Below are 25,578 nucleotides of genomic sequence, written 5' to 3' on the forward strand. Positions count from 1 at the left end.
CAAACTGGAAATAAGTTGCGACACTTCCTGCACATCATACTCACGTTACGAAATACCCCTTCAGATCCAATTGTCCAAGGGGTATTTCTATGTCGAAGAGGCTAGTTAAAACATGTGTAAGGTTTTGTCAGGGGGTTATCCCTGAACAGTTATCACGACATTTCCCTTTTTATGTCCGAGTTCTACGTATCTATGTGCCTCGGGTATCTGTTCCAGCGGGTAGCGTTTATCAATGACCGCTTTTATTTTGCCAGTTTCGATTAGCTCCTTGAGGAGTAGTAAATCTTCCGTAAGTATCTTTGCTATTCCTTGTCCTTCAACGGACACGTATCGCCCGCTCGGGGTTAGTGCCTTCTTGCAATTGGCTTTCGAGCTTTTCCCGACTGCATCAAAGATGATGTCATATCGCTCTTGTCTTTCCGTGAAATCCTCTTCGGTATAATCAATTATTTTATCGGCTCCCAATGATTTCACCAATTCAAAATTAGCGGCACTGCATACTCCGGTAACTTCTGCTCCAAAGTATTTGGCCAGCTGTACGGCTGAAGTTCCTACTGACCCGGATGCACCGTAGATGAGGACTTTTTGTCCGTCCTGGATCTTGGATTTTCTGAAAAAATGCAGAGCTGTCGTTCCTCCAAAAGAAACGGCGGCTGCTTCCTCATAGGTTACATTGGCAGGCTTTAGTGCGATTGCCCCGTCTTCAGGTAAGCATGTGTATTCGGCATGAGCTCCAAAATTCATTCCAGTCATGGCAAAAACCTGGTCGCCTTTTTTGAATTTTTTCACATTCCTGCCCGTTTCCTCTATTTCCCCGGCTAGCTCCACTCCGAGTATCGATTTTCGCGGTTTTCTAAGCCCTAGAAAAATCCGCATCGGTAGCCACAATAAAAGGGGGCTATTGAAACTCCGGACTCGTATGTCCCCTGAAGCGACTGTTGACGCATGGACCTTTACCAGAACTTCGTTGTCCTTCGGAGTTGGTTTTGCTACCTCTTTGAGTTCTATTACATCGGGTGAACCGTATTTCGTGCATACCATTGCTTTCATCGCAGGTCTCCTTAGTTTTTGATTCAATCTTTTAATACTATGATTGCAGCTGTAATATAAAACTACATTATGGAAGCATATTCATGATCACCATCATAAAATCATTAGCTGTCTTTGTCATCATTGCCCTCTATACTTGGTTTGGTATTATATAAAATGATGAATTCACGAGTAAAACCTTGAAATTCACGAGTAAAACTCCAAAACTCACGTGTAAATGCTTAGAATTCACGAGTAAATCCCCAAAACTTACGAGTAAAACCATAAAAAGGTATCCACACTTGACGTGTGGGTACCTTTTTTTATACATATTGCCAATTATAAATTATAAAATGTAATATATATATTGCAAAAAGTGAAATGAATCATATAATAAGAGTGAGTAATGGAATTAAATGGAGGTCGATCGATGATGGATTTATTTAAACGAACGAAAAAGATTACAGATGAGCGGGTTGAGCATGTAAGAAATAAAATTTATAAAGAAATGTATTACGTCATCTTGGCCATTTGCCTGGTGAGTGCACTTTTCAAACTATATAAATATGGTGCAGGCAGCGGGGAGCTATATCTGGAATTCGCGATCCTTGTTGCAGGAGGGCTGTATTACTTAGCTCGGTCCATTTTCTTAGGTGTATTCTGGGATGAGGTGGAGATGCATGACCGCACCAGCAAAACACCGATGAGCAGGAAGACGATTCTTGGTTCGGTTACTCTAGCACTCATCATCGCTATATTCATGGGGGTGAATAGTGCTGTATCCTATGCGGATGGCAGTTCCCAGGGCGTATGGTATTTTGTATTGGTATCGTTTGTATCCGTTTTGATCTATTTACCGATTTTACTTTTGTTTTTTGGTGGTATATACTTGCTGGCGAAGAAAATCGGAATGAAAAATAGCGAAGATAATAAGAAATTGTAGGTGGCTTCCCTTGAAAAATATAAAACTGAAGCTTGCGAGAGTAGAAAAGGACTTGTCACAAGATGAACTGGCCAAAATAGTCGGCGTTTCCAGGCAAACGATAGGATTGATTGAATCCGGAAAGTATAATCCCTCATTAAGTTTGTGTGTCGGTATTTGTAAAGCATTATCGCGAACATTAAATGATTTGTTTTGGGAGGAAGACTGATTAGGGTATCCATTGACTTGGATATCTTTTTAGGAATTTATCATCAAAAAATGGGGGAAGGTATAGCATGTAAGCAAAAAATCTAACATTCGAGAGGGATGGTTTGATGGATCGTACGATTGGTTACTTACGTGAGATATTATCTAACTATACGGACCAATATCCTGAAGCACAGGAAATTTATAATAAAATCAAAAGCGGACATTTTCATTCTGAAGAAGAACTCGTCAATAAGCTATCTGGTAAAGAAGCCAGTCTCCTTAACCATATTCTTCCTCAGGAAATCAAGCATGCGAAGGAAGCGAGTGATACGGAACGGGTCACGCAATTATCAGAGGTATATGAACTGATTATTATTTGATGAAACCTTGTCCATGATGATCATGGACAAGGTTTTGTTGGTTTTTTTATTCCATTTCACTTAGTGAATCCATATGACTGGCGATCATGGCGATGATCGTGCTTGCTTCTTCCTTGCTGAAAATGAAATTCGTTTCATCCTTAATCAGGTCATCATCCGCTGTCCGAATCCGGTTGATCCGTTTCAGCACACCATCACCTGTTTCCTGAACGATACCGAATTGGTAGGTGACCTCCACTTCATTATCCTGGAAATAGGCGGTCACTTCAGGCGTTTCCCAATCTACATCAATTTCGTATATATCGGAATCGTCGCCGTCAGGATCATCCAAATCATTATTATCATCATCCATATCATATTCATAATCGTAATCATCATCATCCGCTTCCAAATAGTTATGGAAGCTCTCGTGGACAGCATCGACAATATCTTCAATGTCCGAAAGGATGACCTTGCTGATTTGCCCTAAATCCGGCTCAAACGATTCCATATAAAATTCTTCATTATACGGATCAAAAAACAGCGTTGAAAAATAATCCCGCTCATTGTCATCCAGCTCTGTATAAAACTCGATCCGTGGATGCTTCGACCCGCGCTCCACGATCAAACTGCCATTGCGGTCGTATTTTTCACAAATTGATTGAAGATGATCCTGCAATTCCCCGCTTACTCTGTCAAACCATTCTAATGACATCAACATCCACTTCCTTTCGTGATTATTATTTCCCAGAAAAGGCGAACATGACGTGCCATTTAAAGCCAAATGCAATTTAACTTCCATCAAAAAGGTCAGTGATAAAAAAATGATTAAAAGGGAAAATAAACTGAAAAGCAAAAACGATAATAAAAATAGAGGGTAGATTTTAGAAGGGGATTTTTATTAAGCTTCCTTATACCTTTCAATGATAAAGTCAATAAAATACCTGCTTGCTATAGGCAATACCATTTATCTTTGTATGCCAAAGTAATTGTCCCGATAATAGAAGGAGAGATGGCTTTCGTTACAATCTTACAGGGACATTTATGTAAGAGCAGTTTCGGTAAAATCGAAATGCCAAGCTCTTGTTCAATCATCGACATAATCGCATAAGGATGATATGCCCGGTATTGTGTATCAGGTTCAAAATTGTTCTGTTTAAAAATGGCTCTTTTCGTAAAGATTGTTGTTTTTAAAACAAAACGATTTAAGGGTGATTGGAGCGGAAGTGCAAGACTCCTGCGGGAGCAGCGGGACAGGTGAGACCCCACAGGCGTTTACGCCGAGGAGGCTCACCGCCCGCCCCGCGGAAAGCGAGCATCTGGAGGGGAAATCAACCACACCGCACTACTTGGTAAATAGCAGTAAATAGCAACAAAGTATGCGAAAACAGCCTTGAAAATTAATAATGGTTCATTTATAACTCCCTCATCCAACAGAATATAAGGATCTTTTAGCAAATCCTCCAAGGAGACTTTAGTGGATGACGCTAAAGGGTGATCTACTGGCATTACAGCCACCATTTGGTCTTCTTGCAAAGGAATTGTAGATAGATCTGTAATATTTGAATTTACAAAGCCAAAGTCTAAGCTGCCTTTTTTAATCCAGTTTGGGATTTCCGTATAATTTCCTTGCTGTAATTCAAAATGAACAGTTGGGTAAAGTTCCTTGAAATCTTTGATCAATCCCGGTATCCGATGACATGTAACACTGGAGAAGGTGCCAATTCGAATAAGGCCGCTTTGCAGTCCCTCCACTACTTTATGCTTTTCAGTCAGTTCTCTATGTGAATGACAAATCTTCCGGATATATGGCAAAAATTCCTCGCCATCTGGTGTCAGTGTAATACCATTTCAAGAGCGTAAAATAAGAGTGGTGGAAAGCTCTTCCTCTAATGAATGCACCATTTGGCTAATGGCGGACTGCGTATAGCCAAGTTCTTCAGCAGCTTTTGTAAAACTGCCAGTTTCTATGGTTTTGATAAAAGCAATTCAATCTCACTAACCCCTTTGTATTAGTAATTCTAATAATATCTATTAAAGTCAAAAAAACTGATATAGAGCTGCCCAAATGATGGGGAGCTTTTTATACGTTTTCCGAAAAGTTTCAAGACCATGCTACTTTCATCCTGTAAAAGTTTATATAGAGTGTGAAAGGGGGTGAGTGATATGGCAAATCAAATTCCAGTATCAAGTACGTTGCGGATCGATTTTGAGACGGGGTTAAATGAAAAAGGGGCTCTCGTTTTCAAGCGGAGGACATTTTCAAACATCAAGGTCGAGGCGACGGCGGACCAGTTGTATTCAACAGCCGTTGCAATCGCAAGTGTACAGAATTATCCAATGGGTGAAGTGACCAGGGTGGATGCGTATTCTTTGATTGGCTAAACGGATTTCGAAAGATTTTTGAAGAGGGGGAGGTGATGTGAAATGGCTAAAGTATTGGAATTGATTTTCGTTACGGCGGAAGGAAAGTCAGCGACGATTTCCGTTGATAATCCGAAGGAGCCGGTCGGAGTTAACACGGTTAAACAGGCAATGGAAAAAATCATTGCGGGAAATGTGTTCGTAACATCCTCCGGGAATATCGTCGATTTGAAGGCGGCGCGCCTTGTTGAGCGGAATGTAGAGGAAGTGGAACTTATTTAAACGAAAGGGAGGTTCATCTTTGTTGGACACACTTGAAGTGAGGTGAATAAAAAAGTGGATCAAATTCTGCCATTTGTCAGTGATATTGGGTTCCCGATCATTGTTACCCTTTATTTGCTTCATAGAATCGAAACGAAATTGGATACTTTGAATGAAACCCTTGTAGAGCTGCCAAAACGCCTGCGAGAAGGGATTCCCAAGTAGGTTAGGAAGCATCATGAGTGATATCATTCATGATGCTTTTTCCTTTAAAATGGAAAAGTTTTAATAGATTCTAGTTTTATATCAAATCTATCGGGTATACATAAAACTGTAGCTAGTTCATAAAAAATCCCAAATAATAAGGAGGAGTTTTAATGACTAACAACAATGAAAAAATGAGCAGGGAAGAAGCTGGCCGCAAAGGCGGGGAAGCGACAGCAAAAAATCATGATAAGGAATTTTACCAAGAGATTGGTCATAAAGGCGGAGAGGCCACTTCCGAAAATCATGATAAGGATTTCTATCAGGAAATTGGCAAAAAAGGCGGAGAGGCTAGAGCCAATCAACGTGATGGATCCGATGATTGAAAAATGAGCAGGGAAAAGCAGGACTTAATGGCGAGGAAAAAAGTCGTCGCTAAAAAACGATCTGAAGTTTATAGCTGTTCAAGCGGGTACATGTCATATGTAGCTAGTACATGAAAAGTCCAAATAATAAGGAGGAATTTTTAATGGCTAACAACAATGAAAAAATGAGTCGTGAAGAAGCAGGACGTAAAGGTGGAGAAACAACAGCAAAAAATCATGATAAGGAATTCTACCAAGAGATTGGCCAAAAGGGCGGAGAAGCAACTTCCGAAAATCATGATAAGGAATTCTATCAAGAGATTGGCCAAAAAGGCGGAGAAGCAACTTCCGAAAATCATGATAAGGAATTCTATCAAGAGATTGGTAAAAAAGGCGGAGAAGCGACATCCGACAGTCATGGCAAGGAATTCTATCAGGAAATCGGCGAAAAAGGCGGACAGGCACGGGCCAATCAACGTGATGATTCCGATGATGGAAAAATGAGCCGTGAAGAAGCAGGACGCAAGGGCGGGGAAAAAAGCAGCCGTTAAAATATAATCCAGAAACTAATAAATGACCGAGGGAGTAACCACTCCCTCGGTTTTTTTATGCCATCACAGCACATTGCAAAGTGTGCTTGGAGAATTAAGTGGGTAAAGAAATAACACCTAGAAAAAGGAAGAGGTGATGAAGAAATTGATTGCCCATTATTTATTCCCCCGTTTAAAAGTAGGCGGAATTACATTCACTGCGAGGCATTCATTGCTTGCTCTTGGACTTGCGGGAATCGCTTATCTTATTTCCAATAAGAGGCAGCATCAGGCGGTATTCAAAACGGCTTCATTGATGTGTAAGATCGAACGGAAAGAAGATGCCATTACGCTTATTTGGCCTGATGAAGTCGGTTTCTATCGGGTATTTAGGGGGCAAGAGCTGATTTACAGCGGTTCAGAGCCGAAGGTTGCAGATCGGGGCCTGACTCCAGGAACCATTTACACGTACACGATAGATAGTTTGAATGAAAAAAATCAGGCAGTGAACAGGGTGAAGATACAGACATCAACGACCGCCCAGAGTAAAAAAGAAGATAATATCCTTTTGGATTTGGTATTCACGACAATTGTCGCAAAAGGCCAAACCAGTCTGGAATGGGAGCACATCAAAGGAATAAAAGAGTATACGATTTACCGAAACGGCGTGGATATTGGGAAAGTGGGCGGATGTTCCTTCAGTGATCGAAGTATTAGTGAAGATCTGGAATACACATATACCATAAAAGCTAAACGGCCCCTTCCACGGTCAGAGCAGGAGTCCTATGCCGTGAAATCACTTGTAGCGAGTATTGTCGGAGCCGTAAAAAAAGGTTCATCCCAAGCACAGGCAGCGATCGAGGAAATAACGAATACGAAAAAGATTGGGCCTGTAAAAAAGCTTTTGCAGTCAGTTGAAAACGATGCGGACGGTAAAAAGAAAAGAAATTGGCAGCTGCGCTATACAACCTTTTTACCGGAAGAATGGCTAAAAAACCCCAATCTTGCATCGAAGGTTCCCTATTTTAAAGGAGACAATCGCGCGTTTGATCCTGAATCACCCCGTTTCCGGACTAGAGTCGATGTGTATATTCACGAAAAGGAAAGAAAAGCCGAGATTGAATTTTCCAAAGCGGTCGGGAAAAGTGAAGCCTACAATCATGATGGCGATTTCCTCGAAGAAGGAGTTGCCTCGGATGAAGACATTGTAGTGAAGCGTGTATTATCCAATCATGAGAAAACGACCATTCAGCTGACACACTCTGTAGGCAACCCAATCATCATTTCTCCTGCCGTGGATTATAAAGTGATCGGGACCTTTTACCGAAATGGAGAAATCAATATCGCCGGCTATCATGATCAGGCACCGCATCACGAAGTCTACCTCAAGGAGGCAGATGACCCGGACTGGGAACCCCTGCACCTGGCGGAAAACAAAGGGCTCGAAATGATGGCGCATCCTACGGCCAATCATTTATGGAGATATTCCACGTTTACACAATGAAAAGGACGAAAAGCCCTGAGCGCTAATCGTCCTTTTTTTGTTCGTATACCTTCTTGAAGCCTGCTAGACCAGAGTAGCAGCTATTAAGTTATTTGCAATTATTAGTGAATTTTCGGTAATGATCACTTTTGTTATATCTTCCAATTTTCCCTATTGGTTTTTGGTTAATTAGTTATTTAGGAAAATTTAATTTAACTAATTATTGACCAAAATTCAAACGATAATTAAAATAAAATGAATAAAATAATTTTATCTGCTCCTACCCCAAACTTCTGAAGATGTTTGATTAGCCTTTTCCTGATTTTTTCCCCCTAAGTGCGAACTATTTCTCCACGGTCATTAATTAAATTAACATTAATGTTTACAAGTCTATTTATAAAAAGCGTTTTCGAACACCTGGCGACGGCAGCATACAGCTTTCTTCTTTCTTTCCGAACCATTTGTAACGGTTCCTGGCAATGAAATCATAAACGGAGTTACGGGTGAAGCTTGGGATGATGATGAAGCCGTAAAGCAACTTCCATGCCCCTTGTAAGCGGCGGCATATCCTCAAGGCTGCAGACGATTTATAGTAGGCCTTATCCCTTTCGATCAGGACCATGCTATCTATATCTGCAGGAACATCATACTTCTTCAGCAACTCTTGTCCCGCCTCACTTTGAAGCGAAGCGTAATGAAAAAGCCCCTGCGGATCCCGCTTTATAATGAACTGTACACTCGAATCGCAAAAGTTGCATTCACCATCAAACAAAATGATCGGATTCATGAACATTCCTCCTATAGAGAGACGTTATCATACTCATGCTTCTATAATACACTACCCGTTTTGGTTAGGCGAAAACGTCTGGAACTGCTTGGGAGTTGATTTTGGAAGTGATTGTTCGTTCCGGCAAGTCATCAACGGGTGCGTTAGCGCCATAAGCCAATTGGCGGGTGGAGTGTTTTGTTTAAGTCTCTTGTTATCAAACTGTTATTTTACATTAACTATCCTGTAAACAAGCTGTGATATGGTAGATACTCCAATGAAGTTCCTTAAGTAAAAGGCCGGCAATCCTATATTAGGGGAAAGCCGGCTTTTTCATTCAAACCATAATTGAGGATTAGAAGATAGAACGAGTAGTTTCTTTAAAGGGGGTAAGATTTCATGAAGCGTGATCCATATTTTGATAATGCGAAAGCTGTTTTAATCGTACTAGTTGTTTTGGGACACACATTAGCAAGAATGGTAGAAGAAAACGAATGGATTTTAACGATTTATTTGTTTATTTTTTCATTTCATATGCCAGCTTTTATTTTAGTATCCGGCTATTTTTCAAGAAAGATTAAAAGTAAAAAGGACTTCTGGGGGCTAATTAAGAAAATATTAATTCCCTATGTAATATTCCAGATGATTTATACCTTCTATTATCAGAGGTTATTTGATGAACCAATTGAATTCACAATTCTAACTCCAAGATGGGCTTTATGGTTCCTGATAAGCTTATTCTGTTGGAATATATTATTGTTACTATTCACCTCAAGGAAATATGGAATCGTTTTTTCTATAATTGTATCTCTAATAATTGGTTACTTTGGTGAAGTGAATGAATGGTTAAGTTTGTCGAGAACATTCTTTTTCTTTCCTTTCTTTTTAATTGGACATTTTTTAGAAAAGGATCATTTTGAGTGGGTTAAAAAGAAAAGGAATGCTCTAATCGGCTGGGGTGTACTAGGGCTAATTTTTGCCGGTATTTATTTCTTTGGTGAAATTACTTGGAGAGAGTGGTTTTATGGCCGTTTAGGTTATAAAGAATTAATGCAAGGTCCCATTGCCCTCGGGTTTATATATAAGTTGATCGTTTATGTAATCATGGGAGCGGCAACTTATTGTTTTCTTTGTATTGTTCCTAGAAAGCATACATTTTTTACTGAAATAGGATCCATTACATTAGCTATTTATCTTTTTCATATGTTTTTTCTGGAATATGTTTATAACTCATTTATTTATGATTGGATCAAAGAAAGTGGCCAATATTATGTTTTATTAGTCATATCTGTAACCATTATATTTATATTATCAAGAAAACCGATTGTAAAAGTGGAATGTCTGTTATTAGGAATGAAAATGAAAACATAACAGATTTTCAACACCTATAAAGTAACTAGCCCTTCCGTTTAAAGGGGTGAGTTAGTAGACAAAAGGGGTTTTATCTAAAGTTCAAAACAGAGTTGATTGGAGCGAGTGCCCTATGTTCCAATCAACGTTCCAGGTTTTATAAACCTAAATAAAAATCGAGACAAACTTGTTCTTCATCGAGTTTATCTACAGTCTGAGCCCTTCGGTTTGAAGGGTTTTTTTCATGAAAAGATGTAGTGATTTACAAAAAATCTATTTAAAGGGGATTAAATAAATCATCCAATAAAAGGACGATACCCCTTATAAAGTTATTGTAGGAAAGAAAAAGAAGAACATTCCCCGAAATGTTTCCAGAATTATTAAGGGGCAATTACTTTTGTATTTCACTTTCAATAAATCAACTCTAAACATTCAGATTTATTTTATTATGACTATATAGGATTTTACTATCACTAAAGGAGCGGCATATGAAAAAGTTTTTCTTCATCTTCATTTTGGCTTTAATCCCCTTCGCCTCTACGACTGTAAGTGCAGAATCTGACTTACCTCTCATTAGTGAAGCCGGGATCATTATTGATGCGAAAAGTGGAAAAGTATTATACGAAAAAAACATGAATAAAAGTATGTATCCAGCCAGTCTAACGAAAGTTGCCACTGCTATTTATGCTATAGAACACGGGAATATGGACGAACTAGTGACGGTTAGCAAAAAAGCAGCGAAGGCAGACGGGTCTTCGGTATTTATTGAACCTGGGGAGGAAATAGAGCTTTCCAATTTAATTGCAGGAATGCTAATCAACTCCGGAAATGATGCAGCCATCGCAATTGCAGAGCATATGTCTGGCAGTGAAAAACTGTTTATGGAAGATTTGAATGAGTTTTTAAGAAAAGAAGTAAACGTTACCGATACTCATTTTACGAACCCCCACGGATTGTTTGACAAAGACCATTTAACTACAGCCAGTGATCTTGCGAAAATTACCCAATATGCAATGAAAAATGAAACTTTCCGTGATTATTTTGGGAAGAAGGATTTACCATGGGAAGTGGAAACATGGGACACAACCCTAATTACCCATCATAAAATGTTAAAAGGCGAACTCCCCTATAAGGGAATAACCGGCGGGAAAACCGGTTTCGTCAGTCAGTCCGGCTACACCCTGATTTCCACGGCCACCAGAGGAGAGCAGGAATTGATTGCAGTCACTCTAAAAGCTCCTTCAGACAAGGTTGCCTACGCTGATACCAAGCTTTTATTCAATTATGGCTTTGATCACTTTAAGTCAGGCAAAATTGATAAAAAAAGCAAACTTTATTCAGTGGACTACTCTCATTCCTACACGCTGAACGAAGACTTATACTATACTCATTTAATCAGTGATCAACCTAGTCTAAAAACGAGTAATGATGGAATTCTCTCAATCATGAACCAAGAGGGGGAAGCAATAGAATCCTTTGACCTTAAAACGTTCGCTGATGTTAGGAACACAGTATTGCCTGCCCCGATTAAAAAAGAAGCAATCAATGATAAGCTAATAAAATTTTCTGTACTATCCCTAGGAGGGGGAGGATTTTAGAACTCGTTACTATACATACCCCAGTTTATACATAATAAAAACAATAAAAGAGTGCCCTTATCATTCATGACTGATAGGTGTACTCTTTTATTTTTATTGATGATTCAGCAACAGGAAGATTCTTATCGTACTGCAAAAATGTCGTGTTTTTAGATAGGACAATTTGATTGTGTGAAATAAAATTCTATTCCTGAATTTGTTATATTTACCTAAAATAATGACTGAATTGGAAATGGCGTTTATGAACATAATAGTAGTAAAAAAACATTAGGGATGATTTCATGATGTATATCTATAATGATTATGGGGGTACACATACCACATCTTTGGCTGCCGCATATCATTTAAAACAATTACCACAATCGGAAAGAAAATTAACATCGGAAGAAATATTAAATGTAAAATATTTTAACAAATTAACGAAAAAGGAATTTGGAAAGCTAATTTTTCGGGGGACCGATGAAGAGGGCAACTCAGTTTATACAATTGGACATAAAAGAGAGAAACTCGTTGTTCCGGCATTAAAAGAATTGACTTTACTATTAGAAGAGAAATTTCATTTTAACGAAAAAATAGTATTCTCCCATACATCACCAACTGTACCTATTGCCATGTCTATAGGGGGATTCCTATCAAGAGTATTAAAAATTGATTTTATAGGTGTACCATTATTAATTATAGGTGCAAAACAATGCTGTGATAATATTTTTAGGTTGGTTGAAAATACAAAACAAATAGGGAAAGCAGCGAATGGGGAAAAAGTGATTATATTGGAAAATGAAATATATAAGTAATACGATTAAAAGTTTTATCTCTGTTGGATGCCGGAATTGTATGAGAAGCGATATATATTAAGTCAACTTTTGTTACGCCTCTGGATGGATATGTGCTATAGAAGACGTGGTGCTTGTTCATTTTAACGGGTGCGTTAGCTGAAGATTAGCACTTTCGACTTAATTTCAGAAAATTGAGGTTTTATGAAATAGAAAAAATAACCCCGAAAGATTGAGGTTATTTTTTATTTACTTGACGTCCACTTTTTTTGGAGCTCTGTGAACTTGTGTTTCCAATTTGAAATTCATTACCTAGTTCAACATCATTTCTTTTATCCTGTTTCTCGATTTGCTTTCTCGTTTGATCCTTGTTTTGCATCCCTTGTTTAGACATTACGTATCCATCTCGCTTTCAATGTTATTGTTTTTAATATGCGCAAGTATGAGGAAAATTAATACGTATAATTCTTGTCTTTAGTAGCTTATTATTTGTCCTTGTTGAAATATCAGGTGCGTTAGCTGAAAATCTGAGCTGTCTTTAAGGCAGTTTTTTTTGTGCAACTAACGGGCAGGATAGTTCAACAAAGGGATGGATTAATTAATAAGATGGTAATTGGACTTAACCGAACAATAAACCACCACCCGAAAGTGGAAGTTTATTAATTGAATCGAGGAAATTACTGTTCTTTTAAGCTGGTTACAGAAACACTTTGTTTTTTATTTGGATCATCAAGGGGATGGATTGTAGCCGTTCCATTTTGTTCATCGACGTGCTCGATATAGATGCTTTCCTCATTATAGGTTACATTTACCATATGTGGTGAAGAAGCAATTTCTTCTGCTCGTTGTGCTTTCATTTTCGCCACCTCCTTTGATTTTGCAACATGTATAATATTTGTTTCGGATTACTTAGTTATACTTGTTGTATTAAAATTCTTCCAAGAAACCCTTAAAGCCTTACTTAACTAACTGGTGCGTTAGCTGAAGATCGAGTTATATGTAAGGCAGCTTTTAACCATCTCGGCAGGTAAGTTCTAAAGATTAAAACAGTGATTTGGTATAATTACAGAAAATTTAAAACGTTCAGGGGGATGTAAAATGAATAGTAAGGGGTTTTCAATTTCCACTAATAAAAAGTATTTAGATGTGGATTTAATACATGATTTTTTGAATCAGGAAGCTTATTGGTCAAAGGGAATACTCAAAGAAACAGTAATAAAGTCAATTGATAATACGACCTTATGTTTTGGGGTTTATAAAGGTGAAATGGAAAATGAAGGAGGTGAACAAGTTGGATTTGCAAGAGTAATAACCGATTTAACGACCCATGCGTACCTTTGCGATGTGTTTATATTACCTGACTATCGTAAATTAGGATTATCAAAATGGTTAATGGAGGTTATCACCAACCATTCCGAACTAGAAGGGGTTCGCAGGTTTATGTTAGCTACTAATGATGCCCATTCATTATATAAAAAATATGGTTTTAATCAGATTGATAATCCAGAGCTATTTATGCAAAAAGTCCGTAAATCCCCATCTCAACAATGAGAGTATTTTCAATAACTGGGGCAAAAGTTCTCTAAGGGGCAGTGACGAATTGCTCTTTTCTTATAGGGCAAAAGGGGCTTAGCTGAAGTAGAAATTCTGACTTATATGCAGGAATACAGGAGCCAAATGTGAATACCGGTTAATTGACGATGCTTATATAACTATTTTAATAGAAAATGTTTATACCCTGCATCATCGTGCACAGAATGTCGGATGATTCGTTTCAACTCCTGCTATTCTGTTGATATAAGGGAGGTCATTGAATGGATTTGCTCAAAAATATGAATGGTGCCATTAAATTCATTGAAGAAAATCTTACGAACGAAATTGACTTTAAAGAGGTTGCAAGGCTAGCTTATTGCTCGGAATATCATTTTAAAAGGATGTTTTCCTTCCTTGCAGGTATTTCACTATCCGAGTATATCCGCCGAAGACGACTTACACTTGCAGCGTTTGAGCTTAAAGATAACAACATAAAGGTCATTGATATAGCGATAAAGTACGGATACAGTTCACCGGACTCGTTTGCGAGAGCATTTCAACATTTGCATGGCATCACACCAACAGAAGCGAGAAGTAATGGCCATTCACTTAAAGCGTATCCACCGATGTCCTTCCAATTATCCATTAAAGGAGGCAGTGAAATGAACTATCGAATTGAAGAAAAAGAGGCATTTCTTATAATTGGAATGAAAAAAAGAGTTCCAATCATTTTTAACGGGGTTAATCCAGAGATTGCATCCATGTGGAAAAGTTTAGACGAGAAAATGATAAATGAACTTAAAAACCTTTCGAATGTCGAGCCATTAGGTCTGCTTAGTGCATCTGCGAACTTTTCCGAAGGCAGATTTGAGGAAAAAGGGGAGCTTGATCATTATATCGGCGCAGCAACAACGAGGGAATGTCCAGATGATTTAACACAGCTGAAAGTGGATGCATCTACATGGGCCGTATTCGAAGCAGTCGGACCCTTTCCTGAAACACTGCAAAATGTATGGGACCGGATTTATTCCGAGTTTTTTCCATCCTCTAACTATGAACAAAGAGAAGGGCCGGAAATCCTTTGGAACGAAAATAAAGATATTACCTCACCGACATTTAGAAGTGAAATATGGATCCCTGTTATAAAAAAGTAGAAAAAAATCTATTCGAATAGCTGTCTTAAGGCAGCTTTTTCTTATGGAACAAACAGGCAGGAAGGTGGAATGGGGGCTAGGTAATAATTGCTAAAACGAGCTAAATGATGGATAGAAAGTGCTTATATAAGGAGATTGAGAAATGCCTGTTATTGAGTATCAACAATTTATTAAAGCACTGGTTGAATGATGTTTTGACCTGAAGAGGAGCGTGGATATCCATACCAAAACGACAGCGAAAACAAAGGAAATTGCAGTTGATGGTGTAACAGAAGGTCTATTAGAGGAGGGAGATACTGTAACTTGGGAAGCCATTCACACAAGTGACATGAATGGTAAAACCAAATAAGTTTGTGGATATTATGGTGAAGAGACCTTCCATTCCCTTCGCACATACACATCCGTTTAAAGAAGAGCAGGGCGGGACTATAATGATAGATAAATTTCAATATAAGTCACCGTTCGGTCCTATTGGAGTTTTAGCTGATCAGTTGTTTTTGGAGAAATATATGCGAGCCTTTATCGTTTCTCGTGCAAGGCACTGAAAAAGATTGCCGAGAATACGCACTAGGTTCAATAGTGGCAGGTCAGTTCATCAAGAAAAGAAATGTTGAATTTGCCTTAACTATCACACTTAATAATTATGAACTACGTGAGAAAACACGACTGGTAATAAAAAAGTCGTTATAGAACTAATGGGTGCTTTAGCTGAAGTTCGTAGCTGTTTTTATCACCGGCACCCTGAACGTTAGCAAGTGGCTCGGCTCAGCGGTACAACCGTGTTAGGCCCGCGGATACAACCGGCCTTTATTTATAATTACGGATCAAATCATTTTGGTGCGATTTGATCTTTTTATTTGTTTTTATAACAATAACACAGATAGAACAAATGTTCCAGTATAAAAGTGTAAAATTATTACTTTTTTTAAGAAATCAGCTCTGATAAAGTAGGTTAGCTAAGGAGCCGTAGGGTTTTCCAAATTCGTAAGAGGATTATGATATAATTATCCAGAAAAGGAGAATATTAATTGAATGCACTAATTATCTCTATATATGTAACTCTTACACTTGTATCTCTCTTTACTTTCGCTGGACCTTATTCTCCGTTGGTGGGACTTGCAGTTGGATTGCCATTACATATTCTAATATTACTTACACAAATATATAAAGAACTAAAAGTGATATCTAAAAAACTATACGAATAATTTTGTCAACTCTACGTTCTGTGCAGTGACGTGAGTGTTATGGATAAACCAAAAAAAGAAAGGGGTGAAGTTCCTTTGAGTTACAATATCGGTGATATGGTATATCAACTTATTATGTTTGTTTTGTTGTGTGGGATGATTTTTGCTGTTTACTTTTTTGTTCGGTCTCTTCTTACAAGGTCAAAACAATCCCATAAAATAGAACAAAAGCTTGATAGAGTCATTGAGATGCTTGAAAAGGATAAAAGAGAGTAATTTTTTTTAATCCTTTTCTTTTTTTGTGCCTTTACATTTTATGGTCACTCTAAAATACTAGTAGCGGCGCAGGTTAGTCCAATAAGAAGTCGAATATACTTTAGTGAGTTCATCTAGTGCAAAAAAGATTATGGAGCAAATAACCGCAAAGATAAAGAAACCTCCTGGGTCGATAAAGTATGTAGCCAATCCAAAACCAAAATGTATTGCTCCAGATAACCAGAAACGAATATGGAAGAACTTCATTGAAATAATTTCAGCAATCAGTGAGACTGGTAAGCCATAAAAGAAATTTCCCATTAAAGTATAAAAAAGCACAATAAGAATAATCTGAAATAAATCTCCATCTAATGTAAAGGATGGTTCTTCAAAGATCGAGACTAGAAATAAACCAATTGTAAAGGTCAATGATGAGTAGAATGCCACTTTAATTTTTCTGAAATGGTCTTTATACAGAAGCTTTCTAATCACAGGAAATAAAAACGCAATCGTTATAAAAGCAAGTAAGGTTTTAATTATGTTTGGTGTAGTTGAAACAAGTACTATTGTCAACAGAACAAGCATGGAGAATACAAGAATATAAGAATTTCCTTTTATCATAAATACCTCGGACCTTTTTAGCTTCATATTACAATAAGCTGAAGTTAATAGGAATTAGATGTCACAAACAATAAAAATTTTCAATGAGTAATAAGGTGTCCGGAAGTTCTGAGCTGTGTTAGGCGAAGCTACATGAAATCTCCAAACAAAACCCTGTTAAACTGTTTTATTTCGGATCACCTAAAGGTGGTTAAAAAAGTTTTCGGTGATTTTTGTGTCATTATCCTAAATAGAACATAAGTTGAAGTAACCCATTTAATTTTCCTCCTAAAACGAATAAGGAGATGTTTCTATTGTCAAATTGTGGTCATGAATCAAGTTGTTGTAATGATGTTGGTGGATTTGGTGGAGGTTTCGCTTTTATAGTCGTTTTGTTTATACTCTTAATCATCGTTGGAGCGGCTTGTTTCGGCGGTGACGGAGGTTACGGCGGTTATGGCGGCGGTTGCAGCCCCGTACAAGGATATGGCGGTTTCTGCTAAAGTAGTATTTTAAAAAAGCCGACCTTTATTGGTCGGCTTCTTTTATGACTAATTTATCGCGAAGTTAGCTTAATGACTGAATCGATCATTTCATCCCAATCTTCACTATGAATCTCGTGCCCTGATCCATCAAGAGTCACTAATTCTGCATGAGGGATGGCTTTTGCAAGAGCAAGCCCGTGTTCGTATGGCAAGGCTGGATCTTCTGTGCCATGAATAATGAGGACAGGTATGGATATCTCACCCATTCTATCATAATATTCGTCCCCTCCAGCAAGCAAAGCATGATTGAATCTGCTCGGCAGCTGTTTGGCACGGTCCGCCTCTCTTTTTGCCAGTTTATACATTCTTTCCTGCTCATAAGGTTTGGAACCGGCTAAAGTTTTCCATCCATCCGCAAGAAAAGCGATGACCGTCTCCCGATTTGACCAATCCATGGAAGCACTCTTTGCATGATGATCCAATATGCTTTGGTCCATTGGAGGCAGTTTTTCCATGACAGTCCCGAACACACTTGATGCAATTAGCGTAAGCGTAGTTACGCGTTCCGGGTATCTTAATGCAAGAATCTGGCCGATCATACCGCCTAGGGACATCCCGACGATAGTCGCCCGCTCTATGGAATAAGCGTCAAGGACACCCGCGGCATCGTCAGCCAAATCCGTTATTGTATAGTTGGAGGTACCGGGTTCATAACTGACCGATCGTCCGAGATCCCGATGATCGTACCGAATGACAAACCTCCCCGAATCAGCGAGGCGGACACAGAAGTCAGCATCCCACCAGTCTAATGAAGACATCGCACCCATGATCAAAAGCACGGCAGGGTCCTTACGGTTTCCAAAACTTTCAGTACATATATCGACTTTATTTATTTTCAGTATCTGTTCACTCATGTTTTTTTACCTCCGTATTAAATATTATCCAATAGCCGATACGATGGCGCAGATCAATAAATTCTTTCCGGAGCATGATGATTGGCCTGCGCTTTTAATTATCGCAGTCTAACCCACTTAATAATCATGACGAGGCCTCCTTTTGATATGTGTAAAATGGGAGGTTTCCCTATATTACTGTAACATGGGAGATTTCTTTTTGTCACCAAATTTTTCCATATTTCCATGAAGACAGAAAACCCCGAATACAGAGCACCTTTTTTGGTGTCCTTTATTCGGGGTTTTAGAGATCCATTTTATTGAGCTGTATACCCGCCATCTAACACGACTGCCTGGCCTGTGATGCCCCGTGCTTTGTCGCTTGCGAGGAAAATGGCGTAGTCGGCAATTTCACTTACATCGAGTAAGCGGTTTTGTGGGACAAGTGGATAGATGACCTCTTCCAAAACGCTTTCTAGCGGTACTTGTCTTGTTTTCGCCAGGTCCTCCAGTTGACCGCGGACGAGAGGCGTGTCTACGTATCCTGGGCAAAGGGCATTGACGGTAATGCCAAAAGAGGCGCTTTCCAAGGCGGCGACTTTCGTCAATCCGATTACACCGTGCTTGGCACTATTGTACGCTGCTTTGTTGGCAAATCCAATCAGACCATTAATGGAAGAGATGTTGATGATTCTGCCGAAGCCCTGTTCTTTCATGATCGGCAAAACGTTCTTAATTGAAATGAATGGCGCGGTCAGCATGATTTTGATCATCAGTTCGAATTTTTCAGTAGGAAACTCCTCGATTGGAGCAACATGCTGAAGGCCGGCATTATTGATGAAAATATCTATTCGTCCATATTTGTCTTTAGCTTGTTTGATTAGTTGGATTATATCCTCTTCACTTGTTACGTCAGCTTTTAAGCCGATAACCTCCAAGCCATTGTTCCTCAGGTCTTGAGCAGCTTTTTCAACCGTGTTTTGATCAAGGTCGGACAAAACGACCTTTGTGCCATTTTCAGCGAATATCTTTCCAATCTCAAAGCCGATTCCTCTAGCTGATCCGGTAATGATCGCCACTTTATCTTTAACCATATTACATTCCTCCAATAAAAAATGTAATGGTCCAGATCTGTCATTTTATGTCGTAAACAGGGAATATTTCACAGAGTAAGCTCCATTGGAAATATAAAGGGAAGGTTATTAAAAATATGGTTTAGGTTAATGAGTAAGAGTCTATCATGATTTTCAAGATAAAAAAAGAATTTTATTTCCCCTTTTCGTTGGCATAGATATTGCATATATAAAAAGGTGAGTAAATAAAGGTAATTGAAACGGAAAGGGGAAGCTGGATGATTAAAAAAATAGCCATTATCGGTTCAGGTGTAATGGGAAGCGGGATCGCTCAGTCTTTTGCAGTTAGCGGATATATCGTCGCCATTAACGATATAAAGGAAGAGTTGCTACACCGTGCCCAAAATCGAATTTCTGAGAATCTATCATTGCTCATTGAGGAAGGGGGTTTGACTGATCAGGAAAAGCAAGTCGCTTTAGCCCATATTACATATAGCGTGGATTTGGAAGGGGCAGTAAGGGATGCTGATTTTATCATTGAAGCCATTCCGGAAGTCATCGAGCTGAAGTTGAATCTATATGAGCAAATGGAGGAGATAATTAAACCGGATGCCATTGTTGCCTCCAATACATCGACCTTTCCGATTTCTCAATTGATGGAGAAGGCCTCGTTTGCGGACCGAATGGTCATAACGCATTTCTTTAATCCTGGCCATTTGGTTCCATTGGTTGAAATTGTTCAGCATGACGAAACAAAGCCGGAAATCGTCAAGACAACAATGGAGTTGATGCGTAAAATCGGCAAGTCTCCGATTCTCTTGAAAAAAGAAATAGCAGGATTCATTGCCAACCGTCTCCAGACTGCCTTGATGAGGGAAGCCTTTTATCTATTAAAAGAGGACATCGCCAATGCTGAGGATATCGATACAGCGATAACGGCTGGACCAGGTTTTCGATGGGCATTTACCGGGCCGATCGAGATTGCTGATTTTGGCGGACTGGATACATGGCAGCGCGTTTTCGATAATGTTTCACCGGTATTGGATCAGAGTAAGGAGGCCCCTGATTTGATTCGTGATTTGGTGGCTGAGGGTAAGCTTGGGACGAAGTCGGGAGAAGGGATTTTTACGTATGAACAATCTACTGTTTCTCAGAAAATCAATGAGAGGGACCGTAATTTTATTAAACTGGGAAAATTAAAATCGGAGAAGGAGGATGTATGATGAGAGAAGTAGTGATTGTAGGGGCAGCAAGAACACCAGTTGGTGCATTTGGAGGCAGCCTTGCCAATGTGTCGGCGGTCGACTTGGGAGTTGTGGCCGCCAAGGAAGCGATTAAGCGGGCTAATATCTCGGCTGATATGATCGATGAAGTATTGGTAGGGAATATTCTCTCTGCTGGATTAGGGCAAAATGTGGCACGTCAGGTTGCGATTCATGCAGGGATTCCGGAAACAACGCCGGCCATGGCCATTAATAAACTTTGCGGATCTGGTCTCCGTACGGTCATAATGGGAGCGCAATTCATTGCCCTTGGTGATGCTGATGTGATTCTTGCCGGGGGCATTGAAAGCATGAGCAATGCCCCATATTTACTTCCAAATTATCGTTTTGGACAGAAAATGGGTAATGCCGAAGCAGTTGATTCCATGACATATGACGCCTTAACGGATGTTTTTAATCAATATCATATGGGCGTGACTGCGGAGAATATTGCCGAGCAGTGGGAAATCAGCCGTGAAAAGCAGGACGAATTTGCTTTAGATAGCCAAAGAAAGGCTGAAAAGGCACAGCTTGAAGGACGATTTGCAGATGAAATCGTACCTGTTGAATATAAACGCAGAGGAAAGACGGTCTTGGTGGACCAAGATGAACACCCGCGTCATGGGCTGACGATCGATCAGCTAGCGAAGCTGCGTCCTGCTTTTAAGGAAAATGGAACGGTTACGGCAGGAAATGCATCCGGAATCAACGATGGGGGTGCAATGTTAGTCCTGATGTCTAAAGAAAAAGCGGACGAACTGGGACTGGAAGCATTAGCAACAATTAAGTCATATGCAAACGCTGCGCTTGATCCGAAAATCATGGGATACGGTCCCGTGCCTGCGACAAGGAAAGCTTTGGCAAAAGCGGGATGGACAATAGAGGATATTGATTTGATGGAAGTGAATGAAGCCTTTGCGGCACAGTCACTCGCCGTGCTTAAAGACCTTGAACTGAAGCCGGAGAAAGTGAATGTAAATGGCGGTGCGATAGCTCTGGGTCATCCGGTAGGTGCTTCCGGTGCCCGCATCTTGGTGACTCTATTGTATGAAATGAAGCGCAGAGATGCAAAAACGGGACTTGCCACATTATGTATCGGTGGCGGACAGGGGACTGCGCTGATTGTGGAACGGTAATGACTTGGCCTCATTTTCCTATGATATAATGGAGGAAACTTCAGACGGGTTAAGGAGAATAGGAATGGCCAGCGATAATAAAACTATTCAATTGGAATTAGTGAAAGCGATATTGGAAGAATTGCCTTTTGGTGTTTTGGTGACGAAAGACGAAAAAGAAATCGTTCTAAGCAATCGCGTATTATCAGAGGCTTTTGCTGAGAATCAATTTGAGATGCAAATAAATTTGATTTTAGAAAAAAACCTTGTACCAGCTGTAAACACTCCGATCCGTTTGAATGATAATAATGGGATTGTCAGAAAAACCATCATTCAAATGGGTGATGAGGAGTATCAGATTTACCTCCTATTGTTTACAAATAATAAAAGTGATTTTCTTAATATCGATAATCATGAAGAACTTCTGTTTAAGGATATTATCGAGTTTGCCTATGACGGCTTGGTGATGGTCGATACGGAAGGGTATGTCCAAATGCTGAGCCACGCGTATGCGGATTTTCTTGGGGTCAATCAGGAAAGCTCGATAGGGAAACATGTAACGGAGGTCATTGAAAACACCCGTATGCATGTGGTCGCCAAAACTGGCAAGCAAGAGGTCGCTGAATTACAAAAAATTAAAGATAATTATATAATTGCGACCCGCTCCCCGATACGGAAACAAGATAAATTAATAGGAGCGGTCGGAAAGATCCTTTTTAAGAATGTCGGACAATTTACCGCTCTTTCCAAGCGGATAAATTCACTTGAAGTAGAGCTGAAAAAGTACAAAGGCGATTTTCGCGAGAGAAATAAGGCCTCATATACGTTTGATCATTTGATGGGAAGAAGTCCTGCTTTCATGGGAGTAAAAGGTCAAGCCAAAATTGCGGCTAAAAGCGACTCGAATGTGTTGATTTTGGGCGAAAGCGGAACAGGTAAGGAGCTGTTTGCCCATTCCATTCATAATGATAGCAGACGGGCCATGGGCGTATTTGTCAAAGTGAACTGTGCCGCCATCCCGGCAGAGCTGCTGGAATCAGAGCTTTTTGGTTATGAAGAGGGTTCTTTCACTGGTGCAAAAAAAGGCGGAAAAGCAGGTAAGTTCGAAGCGGCTGAAGGCGGAACGATTTTTCTCGATGAAATCGGTGAGCTGCCACTTCATATGCAAGTGAAGCTGCTCCGTGTTTTACAAGAAAAAGAGATTGAGAGAGTAGGTTCTACGGGAAGTATTCCGATTGATGTACGGGTCATCGCTGCAACGAACCGTAATCTGGAGGAAATGGTCTCGAAAGGGGAATTCCGGCTTGATATGTATTACCGGCTGAAGGTCTTGCAAATTCAGGTTCCTTCCTTAAGGGAGCGACCGGAGGACATTGAAATACTGGGAAATCATTTTGTTGAAAAGTACCAGAACCTCATGAAAAAACGCGTAATGGGAATGAGTGATCAAGCATTACGGCTGCTTCGTCTTTATAAATGGCCGGGGAATATTCGTGAGTTGGAGAATATCATTGAACGCGCAATGAATATTGTTGAAGAAGGGGAAATGATACGTTCCAAGCATCTCCCTAAAGAAATAACGGGTCATAAAGAATCAGTATCGATCCGCACCTTAGCTGAAGTAATGGATGAAACGGAACGGGCTGCAATCGTTTCATGTTTGGAAATGACCTCAGGCAATAAATCAGAAACGGCAAAGAGACTCGGAGTGAGTCGAACAACACTATATGAAAAAATGAATAAATATGGTTTATGACTGCAGAATTTGTCCTTTTGCGAAGGGTACTTTCTAAATTTTAAAAATAGTAGATTGGACGGTGAGCGAGTGCCTGTAGAGGAAATCAACGATCAAATTGTACAAACCGTAAAAAAACTATAGACCAACTCGATTTTCATTTAGTATGTCTACATGAAGTGCCCTTTAGTCCAAGGGCACTTTTTTTATACTTTTTAACCTCCTCTTAAGAGGGTGTGTTAGGAAATCCGTACATAAAAGGAAAAGGAATTTAAATATTGTAAGAAAAGTCTTACACTTTTTTTAAGTTTATAAGTAGGTGTACTGAAACCTTGACAGTTTTAAGGATTTTAGCTTTTAAAAGGGAAATAAAATGTTGGAAAAGGCTTTAAAAGATAAGATTTTTCATAGTATTAAAGTTGGCACAATAATTGCATAATTAACTTTAGTGAATGGCCTATCTGTCATTTTATATGGTTTTTTCACGTAAAATGAAAAGGGATTTCGTAATTCAGCAAATTGTTGAAAGCGTTCTCAAAAATTGGAAGATCATTCAGCCTGACTTGGGGAAGGCAGGCATGGATGGTAAAAGCGGAAAGATTAAAAATGTGGAATTTAGGAGATTAATAGTTCTATTTAAATGCTGCCGAAATCATTTTGGGGCAAGGGGAGAAAAGGGGGAATTGAGTTGGTGATTCAAATTTTAGCCATTGTTGTGGCGCTGGGACTTTTAATCTTTTTAGCCTACCGGGGCTATCCGGTCATTATCATAGCGCCGGTTGTTACTTTACTGGCGGTCATCTTATCCGGTGGACATTTGCTGCCGAGTTACACAGAGACATATATGACGTTTGCGGCTAACTATATAAAAGCGTTTTTTCCGATATTTTTATTAGGGGCCGTATTCGGAAAAGTCATGGAGATGAGCGGTGCAGCTGCATCCATCGCCAAGACCATCGTAAAATCACTAGGCTCAAAGCAGGCCATTCTTGCTGTAGTGCTGGCGTGTTCGGCGCTGACATATGGCGGGGTTTCATTGTTTGTAGTGGCATTCGCCGTTTATCCATTCGCGGCGGCAATTTTTAAAGAAGCAGACATTCCAAAGAGATTATTGCCGGGAACGATAGCATTAGGCGCTTTCACTTATACGATGGATGCCCTTCCTGGAACACCTCAGATTCAAAATATCATACCAACGAATTATTTCGGAACAGATACGTATGCAGCTCCAATAATAGGGATTATTGGCGCGATCATGGTATTCACTGGAGGAATGATCTGGTTAGAGCGTCGCCGTAAACAAGCGTTGGCAAATGGTGAAGGATATGGGGAAGGACATATTAATGAACCAGAAAGTGCAGAACAGCAAAACCTGCCTAACTTTTGGCTGTCCATCGTACCGCTCATCCTTGTCGTAGCATTTAATTTTGCTTTCAGCCGCAGTGCCATTTCGGTTAAGCACTGGTATGATGCATCAATGTTGAAGGAAACTTTCAACATTGCCGATGTAAGCACAGTCACTTCATCCTGGTCTTTGATTGTTGCTTTGACAATCGGTATTATTGCAGCGATGCTTCTGAATGTTGGACGTATCAAGGTAAAACTGGCAAGTGGATTAACAGCTGCGGCAATGGGATCATTGCTTGCCATATTCAATACCGCTTCTGAAGTTGGTTTTGGGAACGTTGTGAAAACGCTACCTGGATTCTCGGTCATTCAAAACTGGGTGTTCAATGCAAGCGGTAATCCACTCGTATCTGAAGCTATTGCCGTCAATGTTCTGGCAGGAATAACCGGATCTGCATCTGGTGGACTTTCGATTGCGTTGGAAGTAATGGGAGGACACTATTTGCAGGTAGCCCAAAGTGTCGGAATCACCCCGGAAATGCTTCATCGAATTGCATCCATGGCATCTGGCGGAATGGATACGCTGCCGCATAATGGTGCAGTCATTACCTTACTTGCTATTACTGGACTGACACATCGTCAATCTTACAAAGATATCTTTGCGATTACAATTTTGAAAACAGTGACCGTGTTCATCATTGCTTTTGCAACTTCACTGTTTATTTAAT

General features: G+C 39.7%; 30 protein-coding genes and 1 pseudogene. 21 read left to right on the forward strand and 10 right to left on the reverse strand.

What is annotated here, in order from left to right; translation table 11 throughout:
• Window positions 1–135 precede the first annotated feature (135 nt).
• Window positions 136–1,050 carry an NAD(P)-dependent alcohol dehydrogenase gene (locus ACFVS1_RS01370; RefSeq protein WP_387544815.1) on the reverse strand — a complete coding sequence of 305 codons (915 nt, stop codon included), beginning with the start codon at window positions 1,048–1,050 and terminating at the stop codon, window positions 136–138.
• 409 nt (window positions 1,051–1,459) lie between these two features.
• Between ACFVS1_RS01370 and ACFVS1_RS01375 the strand changes: the two genes are divergently transcribed.
• The 3 genes from ACFVS1_RS01375 to ACFVS1_RS01385 all read left to right on the forward strand — a co-directional run bounded on the left by ACFVS1_RS01375 (window position 1,460) and on the right by ACFVS1_RS01385 (window position 2,541).
• Window positions 1,460–1,972, forward strand: coding sequence for a DUF6773 family protein (locus ACFVS1_RS01375; protein WP_387544816.1), 513 nt, complete (start codon window positions 1,460–1,462; stop codon window positions 1,970–1,972).
• 10 nt (window positions 1,973–1,982) lie between these two features.
• Window positions 1,983–2,180, forward strand: a complete 198-nt coding sequence (locus ACFVS1_RS01380; protein ID WP_352925946.1) for a helix-turn-helix transcriptional regulator — start codon at window positions 1,983–1,985, stop codon at window positions 2,178–2,180.
• Window positions 2,181–2,286: 106 nt separating this feature from the next.
• Window positions 2,287–2,541: a sigma-G-dependent sporulation-specific acid-soluble spore protein CsgA gene (locus ACFVS1_RS01385; protein WP_101223217.1), complete on the forward strand. Its 255-nt coding sequence runs from the start codon at window positions 2,287–2,289 to the stop codon at window positions 2,539–2,541.
• Between the two features lie 46 nt (window positions 2,542–2,587).
• Here the strand turns inward: ACFVS1_RS01385 and ACFVS1_RS01390 are convergent, their stop codons facing one another.
• The 3 genes from ACFVS1_RS01390 to ACFVS1_RS01400 all read right to left on the reverse strand — a co-directional run bounded on the left by ACFVS1_RS01390 (window position 2,588) and on the right by ACFVS1_RS01400 (window position 4,509).
• Complete coding sequence (locus ACFVS1_RS01390; RefSeq protein WP_387544817.1) at window positions 2,588–3,235, reverse strand: hypothetical protein; 648 nt, start codon at window positions 3,233–3,235, stop codon at window positions 2,588–2,590.
• A 575-nt stretch (window positions 3,236–3,810) separates the two neighbouring features.
• A complete protein-coding gene (locus ACFVS1_RS01395) occupies window positions 3,811–4,275 on the reverse strand; it encodes a LysR family transcriptional regulator substrate-binding protein (protein ID WP_387549160.1) in 465 nt (154 codons plus the stop codon).
• Between the two features lie 96 nt (window positions 4,276–4,371).
• On the reverse strand, window positions 4,372–4,509 hold the full coding sequence (locus ACFVS1_RS01400) for a LysR family transcriptional regulator (RefSeq protein ID WP_387549162.1): 138 nt from the start codon (window positions 4,507–4,509) through the stop codon (window positions 4,372–4,374).
• A gap of 177 nt (window positions 4,510–4,686) precedes the next feature.
• On the opposite strand from ACFVS1_RS01400, the gene ACFVS1_RS01405 reads away from it, so the two are divergent.
• The 6 genes and pseudogenes from ACFVS1_RS01405 (at window position 4,687) to ACFVS1_RS01430 (ending at window position 7,748) form a co-directional block, all read left to right on the forward strand.
• A complete protein-coding gene (locus ACFVS1_RS01405) occupies window positions 4,687–4,905 on the forward strand; it encodes a DUF1659 domain-containing protein (RefSeq protein ID WP_387544818.1) in 219 nt (72 codons plus the stop codon).
• Window positions 4,906–4,947: 42 nt separating this feature from the next.
• Window positions 4,948–5,166: a DUF2922 domain-containing protein gene (locus ACFVS1_RS01410; protein WP_387544819.1), complete on the forward strand. Its 219-nt coding sequence runs from the start codon at window positions 4,948–4,950 to the stop codon at window positions 5,164–5,166.
• Between the two features lie 54 nt (window positions 5,167–5,220).
• Window positions 5,221–5,370, forward strand: a complete 150-nt coding sequence (locus ACFVS1_RS01415; protein ID WP_387544820.1) for a YvrJ family protein — start codon at window positions 5,221–5,223, stop codon at window positions 5,368–5,370.
• Between the two features lie 152 nt (window positions 5,371–5,522).
• Window positions 5,523–5,720 (forward strand): annotated as a pseudogene (locus tag ACFVS1_RS01420) (KGG domain-containing protein); the annotation flags it as partial.
• Window positions 5,721–5,878: 158 nt separating this feature from the next.
• Window positions 5,879–6,265, forward strand: coding sequence for a KGG domain-containing protein (locus ACFVS1_RS01425; RefSeq protein WP_387544822.1), 387 nt, complete (start codon window positions 5,879–5,881; stop codon window positions 6,263–6,265).
• A gap of 136 nt (window positions 6,266–6,401) precedes the next feature.
• Window positions 6,402–7,748, forward strand: a complete 1,347-nt coding sequence (locus ACFVS1_RS01430) for a DUF3238 domain-containing protein (RefSeq protein WP_387544823.1) — start codon at window positions 6,402–6,404, stop codon at window positions 7,746–7,748.
• Between the two features lie 373 nt (window positions 7,749–8,121).
• Here ACFVS1_RS01430 and ACFVS1_RS01435 read toward each other — a convergent pair whose 3' ends face one another.
• Window positions 8,122–8,514, reverse strand: a complete 393-nt coding sequence (locus ACFVS1_RS01435; protein ID WP_387544824.1) for a thiol-disulfide oxidoreductase DCC family protein — start codon at window positions 8,512–8,514, stop codon at window positions 8,122–8,124.
• Window positions 8,515–8,892: 378 nt separating this feature from the next.
• Between ACFVS1_RS01435 and ACFVS1_RS01440 the strand changes: the two genes are divergently transcribed.
• The 3 genes from ACFVS1_RS01440 to ACFVS1_RS01450 all read left to right on the forward strand — a co-directional run bounded on the left by ACFVS1_RS01440 (window position 8,893) and on the right by ACFVS1_RS01450 (window position 12,235).
• The gene (locus ACFVS1_RS01440) at window positions 8,893–9,864 is read left to right on the forward strand and encodes an acyltransferase family protein (protein WP_387544825.1); all 972 of its coding nucleotides are present in this window, start codon (window positions 8,893–8,895) and stop codon (window positions 9,862–9,864) included.
• 467 nt (window positions 9,865–10,331) lie between these two features.
• Complete coding sequence (locus ACFVS1_RS01445) at window positions 10,332–11,441, forward strand: D-alanyl-D-alanine carboxypeptidase family protein (protein WP_387544826.1); 1,110 nt, start codon at window positions 10,332–10,334, stop codon at window positions 11,439–11,441.
• A 281-nt stretch (window positions 11,442–11,722) separates the two neighbouring features.
• Complete coding sequence (locus ACFVS1_RS01450; RefSeq protein WP_352925962.1) at window positions 11,723–12,235, forward strand: DUF3189 family protein; 513 nt, start codon at window positions 11,723–11,725, stop codon at window positions 12,233–12,235.
• 217 nt (window positions 12,236–12,452) lie between these two features.
• On the opposite strand, the gene ACFVS1_RS01455 is transcribed toward ACFVS1_RS01450, so the two are convergent.
• Window positions 12,453–12,608: a hypothetical protein gene (locus tag ACFVS1_RS01455; protein WP_164468797.1), complete on the reverse strand. Its 156-nt coding sequence runs from the start codon at window positions 12,606–12,608 to the stop codon at window positions 12,453–12,455.
• 283 nt (window positions 12,609–12,891) lie between these two features.
• Window positions 12,892–13,071: a small acid-soluble spore protein H gene (locus ACFVS1_RS01460; RefSeq protein WP_352925964.1), complete on the reverse strand. Its 180-nt coding sequence runs from the start codon at window positions 13,069–13,071 to the stop codon at window positions 12,892–12,894.
• A gap of 241 nt (window positions 13,072–13,312) precedes the next feature.
• On the opposite strand from ACFVS1_RS01460, the gene ACFVS1_RS01465 reads away from it, so the two are divergent.
• From ACFVS1_RS01465 to ACFVS1_RS01480, 4 genes are all read left to right on the forward strand, one after another.
• A complete protein-coding gene (locus ACFVS1_RS01465; protein ID WP_352925965.1) occupies window positions 13,313–13,765 on the forward strand; it encodes a GNAT family N-acetyltransferase in 453 nt (150 codons plus the stop codon).
• Between the two features lie 263 nt (window positions 13,766–14,028).
• A complete protein-coding gene (locus ACFVS1_RS01470) occupies window positions 14,029–14,901 on the forward strand; it encodes an AraC family transcriptional regulator (protein ID WP_387544828.1) in 873 nt (290 codons plus the stop codon).
• 211 nt (window positions 14,902–15,112) lie between these two features.
• Window positions 15,113–15,250, forward strand: coding sequence for an SRPBCC family protein (locus tag ACFVS1_RS01475; protein ID WP_352925968.1), 138 nt, complete (start codon window positions 15,113–15,115; stop codon window positions 15,248–15,250).
• 895 nt (window positions 15,251–16,145) lie between these two features.
• The gene (locus ACFVS1_RS01480) at window positions 16,146–16,361 is read left to right on the forward strand and encodes a DUF4083 domain-containing protein (protein ID WP_387544829.1); all 216 of its coding nucleotides are present in this window, start codon (window positions 16,146–16,148) and stop codon (window positions 16,359–16,361) included.
• Window positions 16,362–16,418: 57 nt separating this feature from the next.
• On the opposite strand, the gene ACFVS1_RS01485 is transcribed toward ACFVS1_RS01480, so the two are convergent.
• Window positions 16,419–16,961, reverse strand: coding sequence for a hypothetical protein (locus ACFVS1_RS01485; RefSeq protein WP_387544831.1), 543 nt, complete (start codon window positions 16,959–16,961; stop codon window positions 16,419–16,421).
• A 284-nt stretch (window positions 16,962–17,245) separates the two neighbouring features.
• On the opposite strand from ACFVS1_RS01485, the gene ACFVS1_RS01490 reads away from it, so the two are divergent.
• The gene (locus tag ACFVS1_RS01490; protein ID WP_387544832.1) at window positions 17,246–17,443 is read left to right on the forward strand and encodes a YjcZ family sporulation protein; all 198 of its coding nucleotides are present in this window, start codon (window positions 17,246–17,248) and stop codon (window positions 17,441–17,443) included.
• A gap of 53 nt (window positions 17,444–17,496) precedes the next feature.
• Here ACFVS1_RS01490 and mleCBF read toward each other — a convergent pair whose 3' ends face one another.
• Both mleCBF and ACFVS1_RS01500 read right to left on the reverse strand, forming a co-directional pair.
• A complete protein-coding gene (gene mleCBF / locus ACFVS1_RS01495) occupies window positions 17,497–18,339 on the reverse strand; it encodes a CBF family alpha/beta fold macrolide esterase (RefSeq protein ID WP_352925973.1) in 843 nt (280 codons plus the stop codon).
• A 296-nt stretch (window positions 18,340–18,635) separates the two neighbouring features.
• Window positions 18,636–19,412 carry a 3-hydroxybutyrate dehydrogenase gene (locus tag ACFVS1_RS01500; RefSeq protein ID WP_352925974.1) on the reverse strand — a complete coding sequence of 259 codons (777 nt, stop codon included), beginning with the start codon at window positions 19,410–19,412 and terminating at the stop codon, window positions 18,636–18,638.
• Between the two features lie 257 nt (window positions 19,413–19,669).
• Here ACFVS1_RS01500 and ACFVS1_RS01505 point away from each other — a divergent pair, with 257 nt between their 5' ends.
• The 4 genes from ACFVS1_RS01505 to ACFVS1_RS01520 all read left to right on the forward strand — a co-directional run bounded on the left by ACFVS1_RS01505 (window position 19,670) and on the right by ACFVS1_RS01520 (window position 25,577).
• The gene (locus ACFVS1_RS01505; protein ID WP_352925975.1) at window positions 19,670–20,614 is read left to right on the forward strand and encodes a 3-hydroxyacyl-CoA dehydrogenase family protein; all 945 of its coding nucleotides are present in this window, start codon (window positions 19,670–19,672) and stop codon (window positions 20,612–20,614) included.
• Window positions 20,614–21,789 (forward strand): acetyl-CoA C-acetyltransferase, encoded by a 1,176-nt coding sequence (locus ACFVS1_RS01510; protein WP_387544833.1) that lies wholly within the window; start codon window positions 20,614–20,616, stop codon window positions 21,787–21,789. The genes ACFVS1_RS01505 and ACFVS1_RS01510 overlap by 1 nt, the downstream gene beginning before the upstream one ends.
• Before the next feature lie 64 nt (window positions 21,790–21,853).
• Window positions 21,854–23,524, forward strand: a complete 1,671-nt coding sequence (locus ACFVS1_RS01515; RefSeq protein ID WP_387544834.1) for a sigma-54 interaction domain-containing protein — start codon at window positions 21,854–21,856, stop codon at window positions 23,522–23,524.
• Between the two features lie 667 nt (window positions 23,525–24,191).
• A complete protein-coding gene (locus tag ACFVS1_RS01520; RefSeq protein ID WP_352925980.1) occupies window positions 24,192–25,577 on the forward strand; it encodes a GntP family permease in 1,386 nt (461 codons plus the stop codon).
• Window position 25,578 lies beyond the last annotated feature (1 nt).

Origin of the sequence: Peribacillus sp. NPDC058075, from assembly GCF_042885195.1 — a bacterium.
Lineage (GTDB): Bacteria > Bacillota > Bacilli > Bacillales > DSM-1321 > Peribacillus.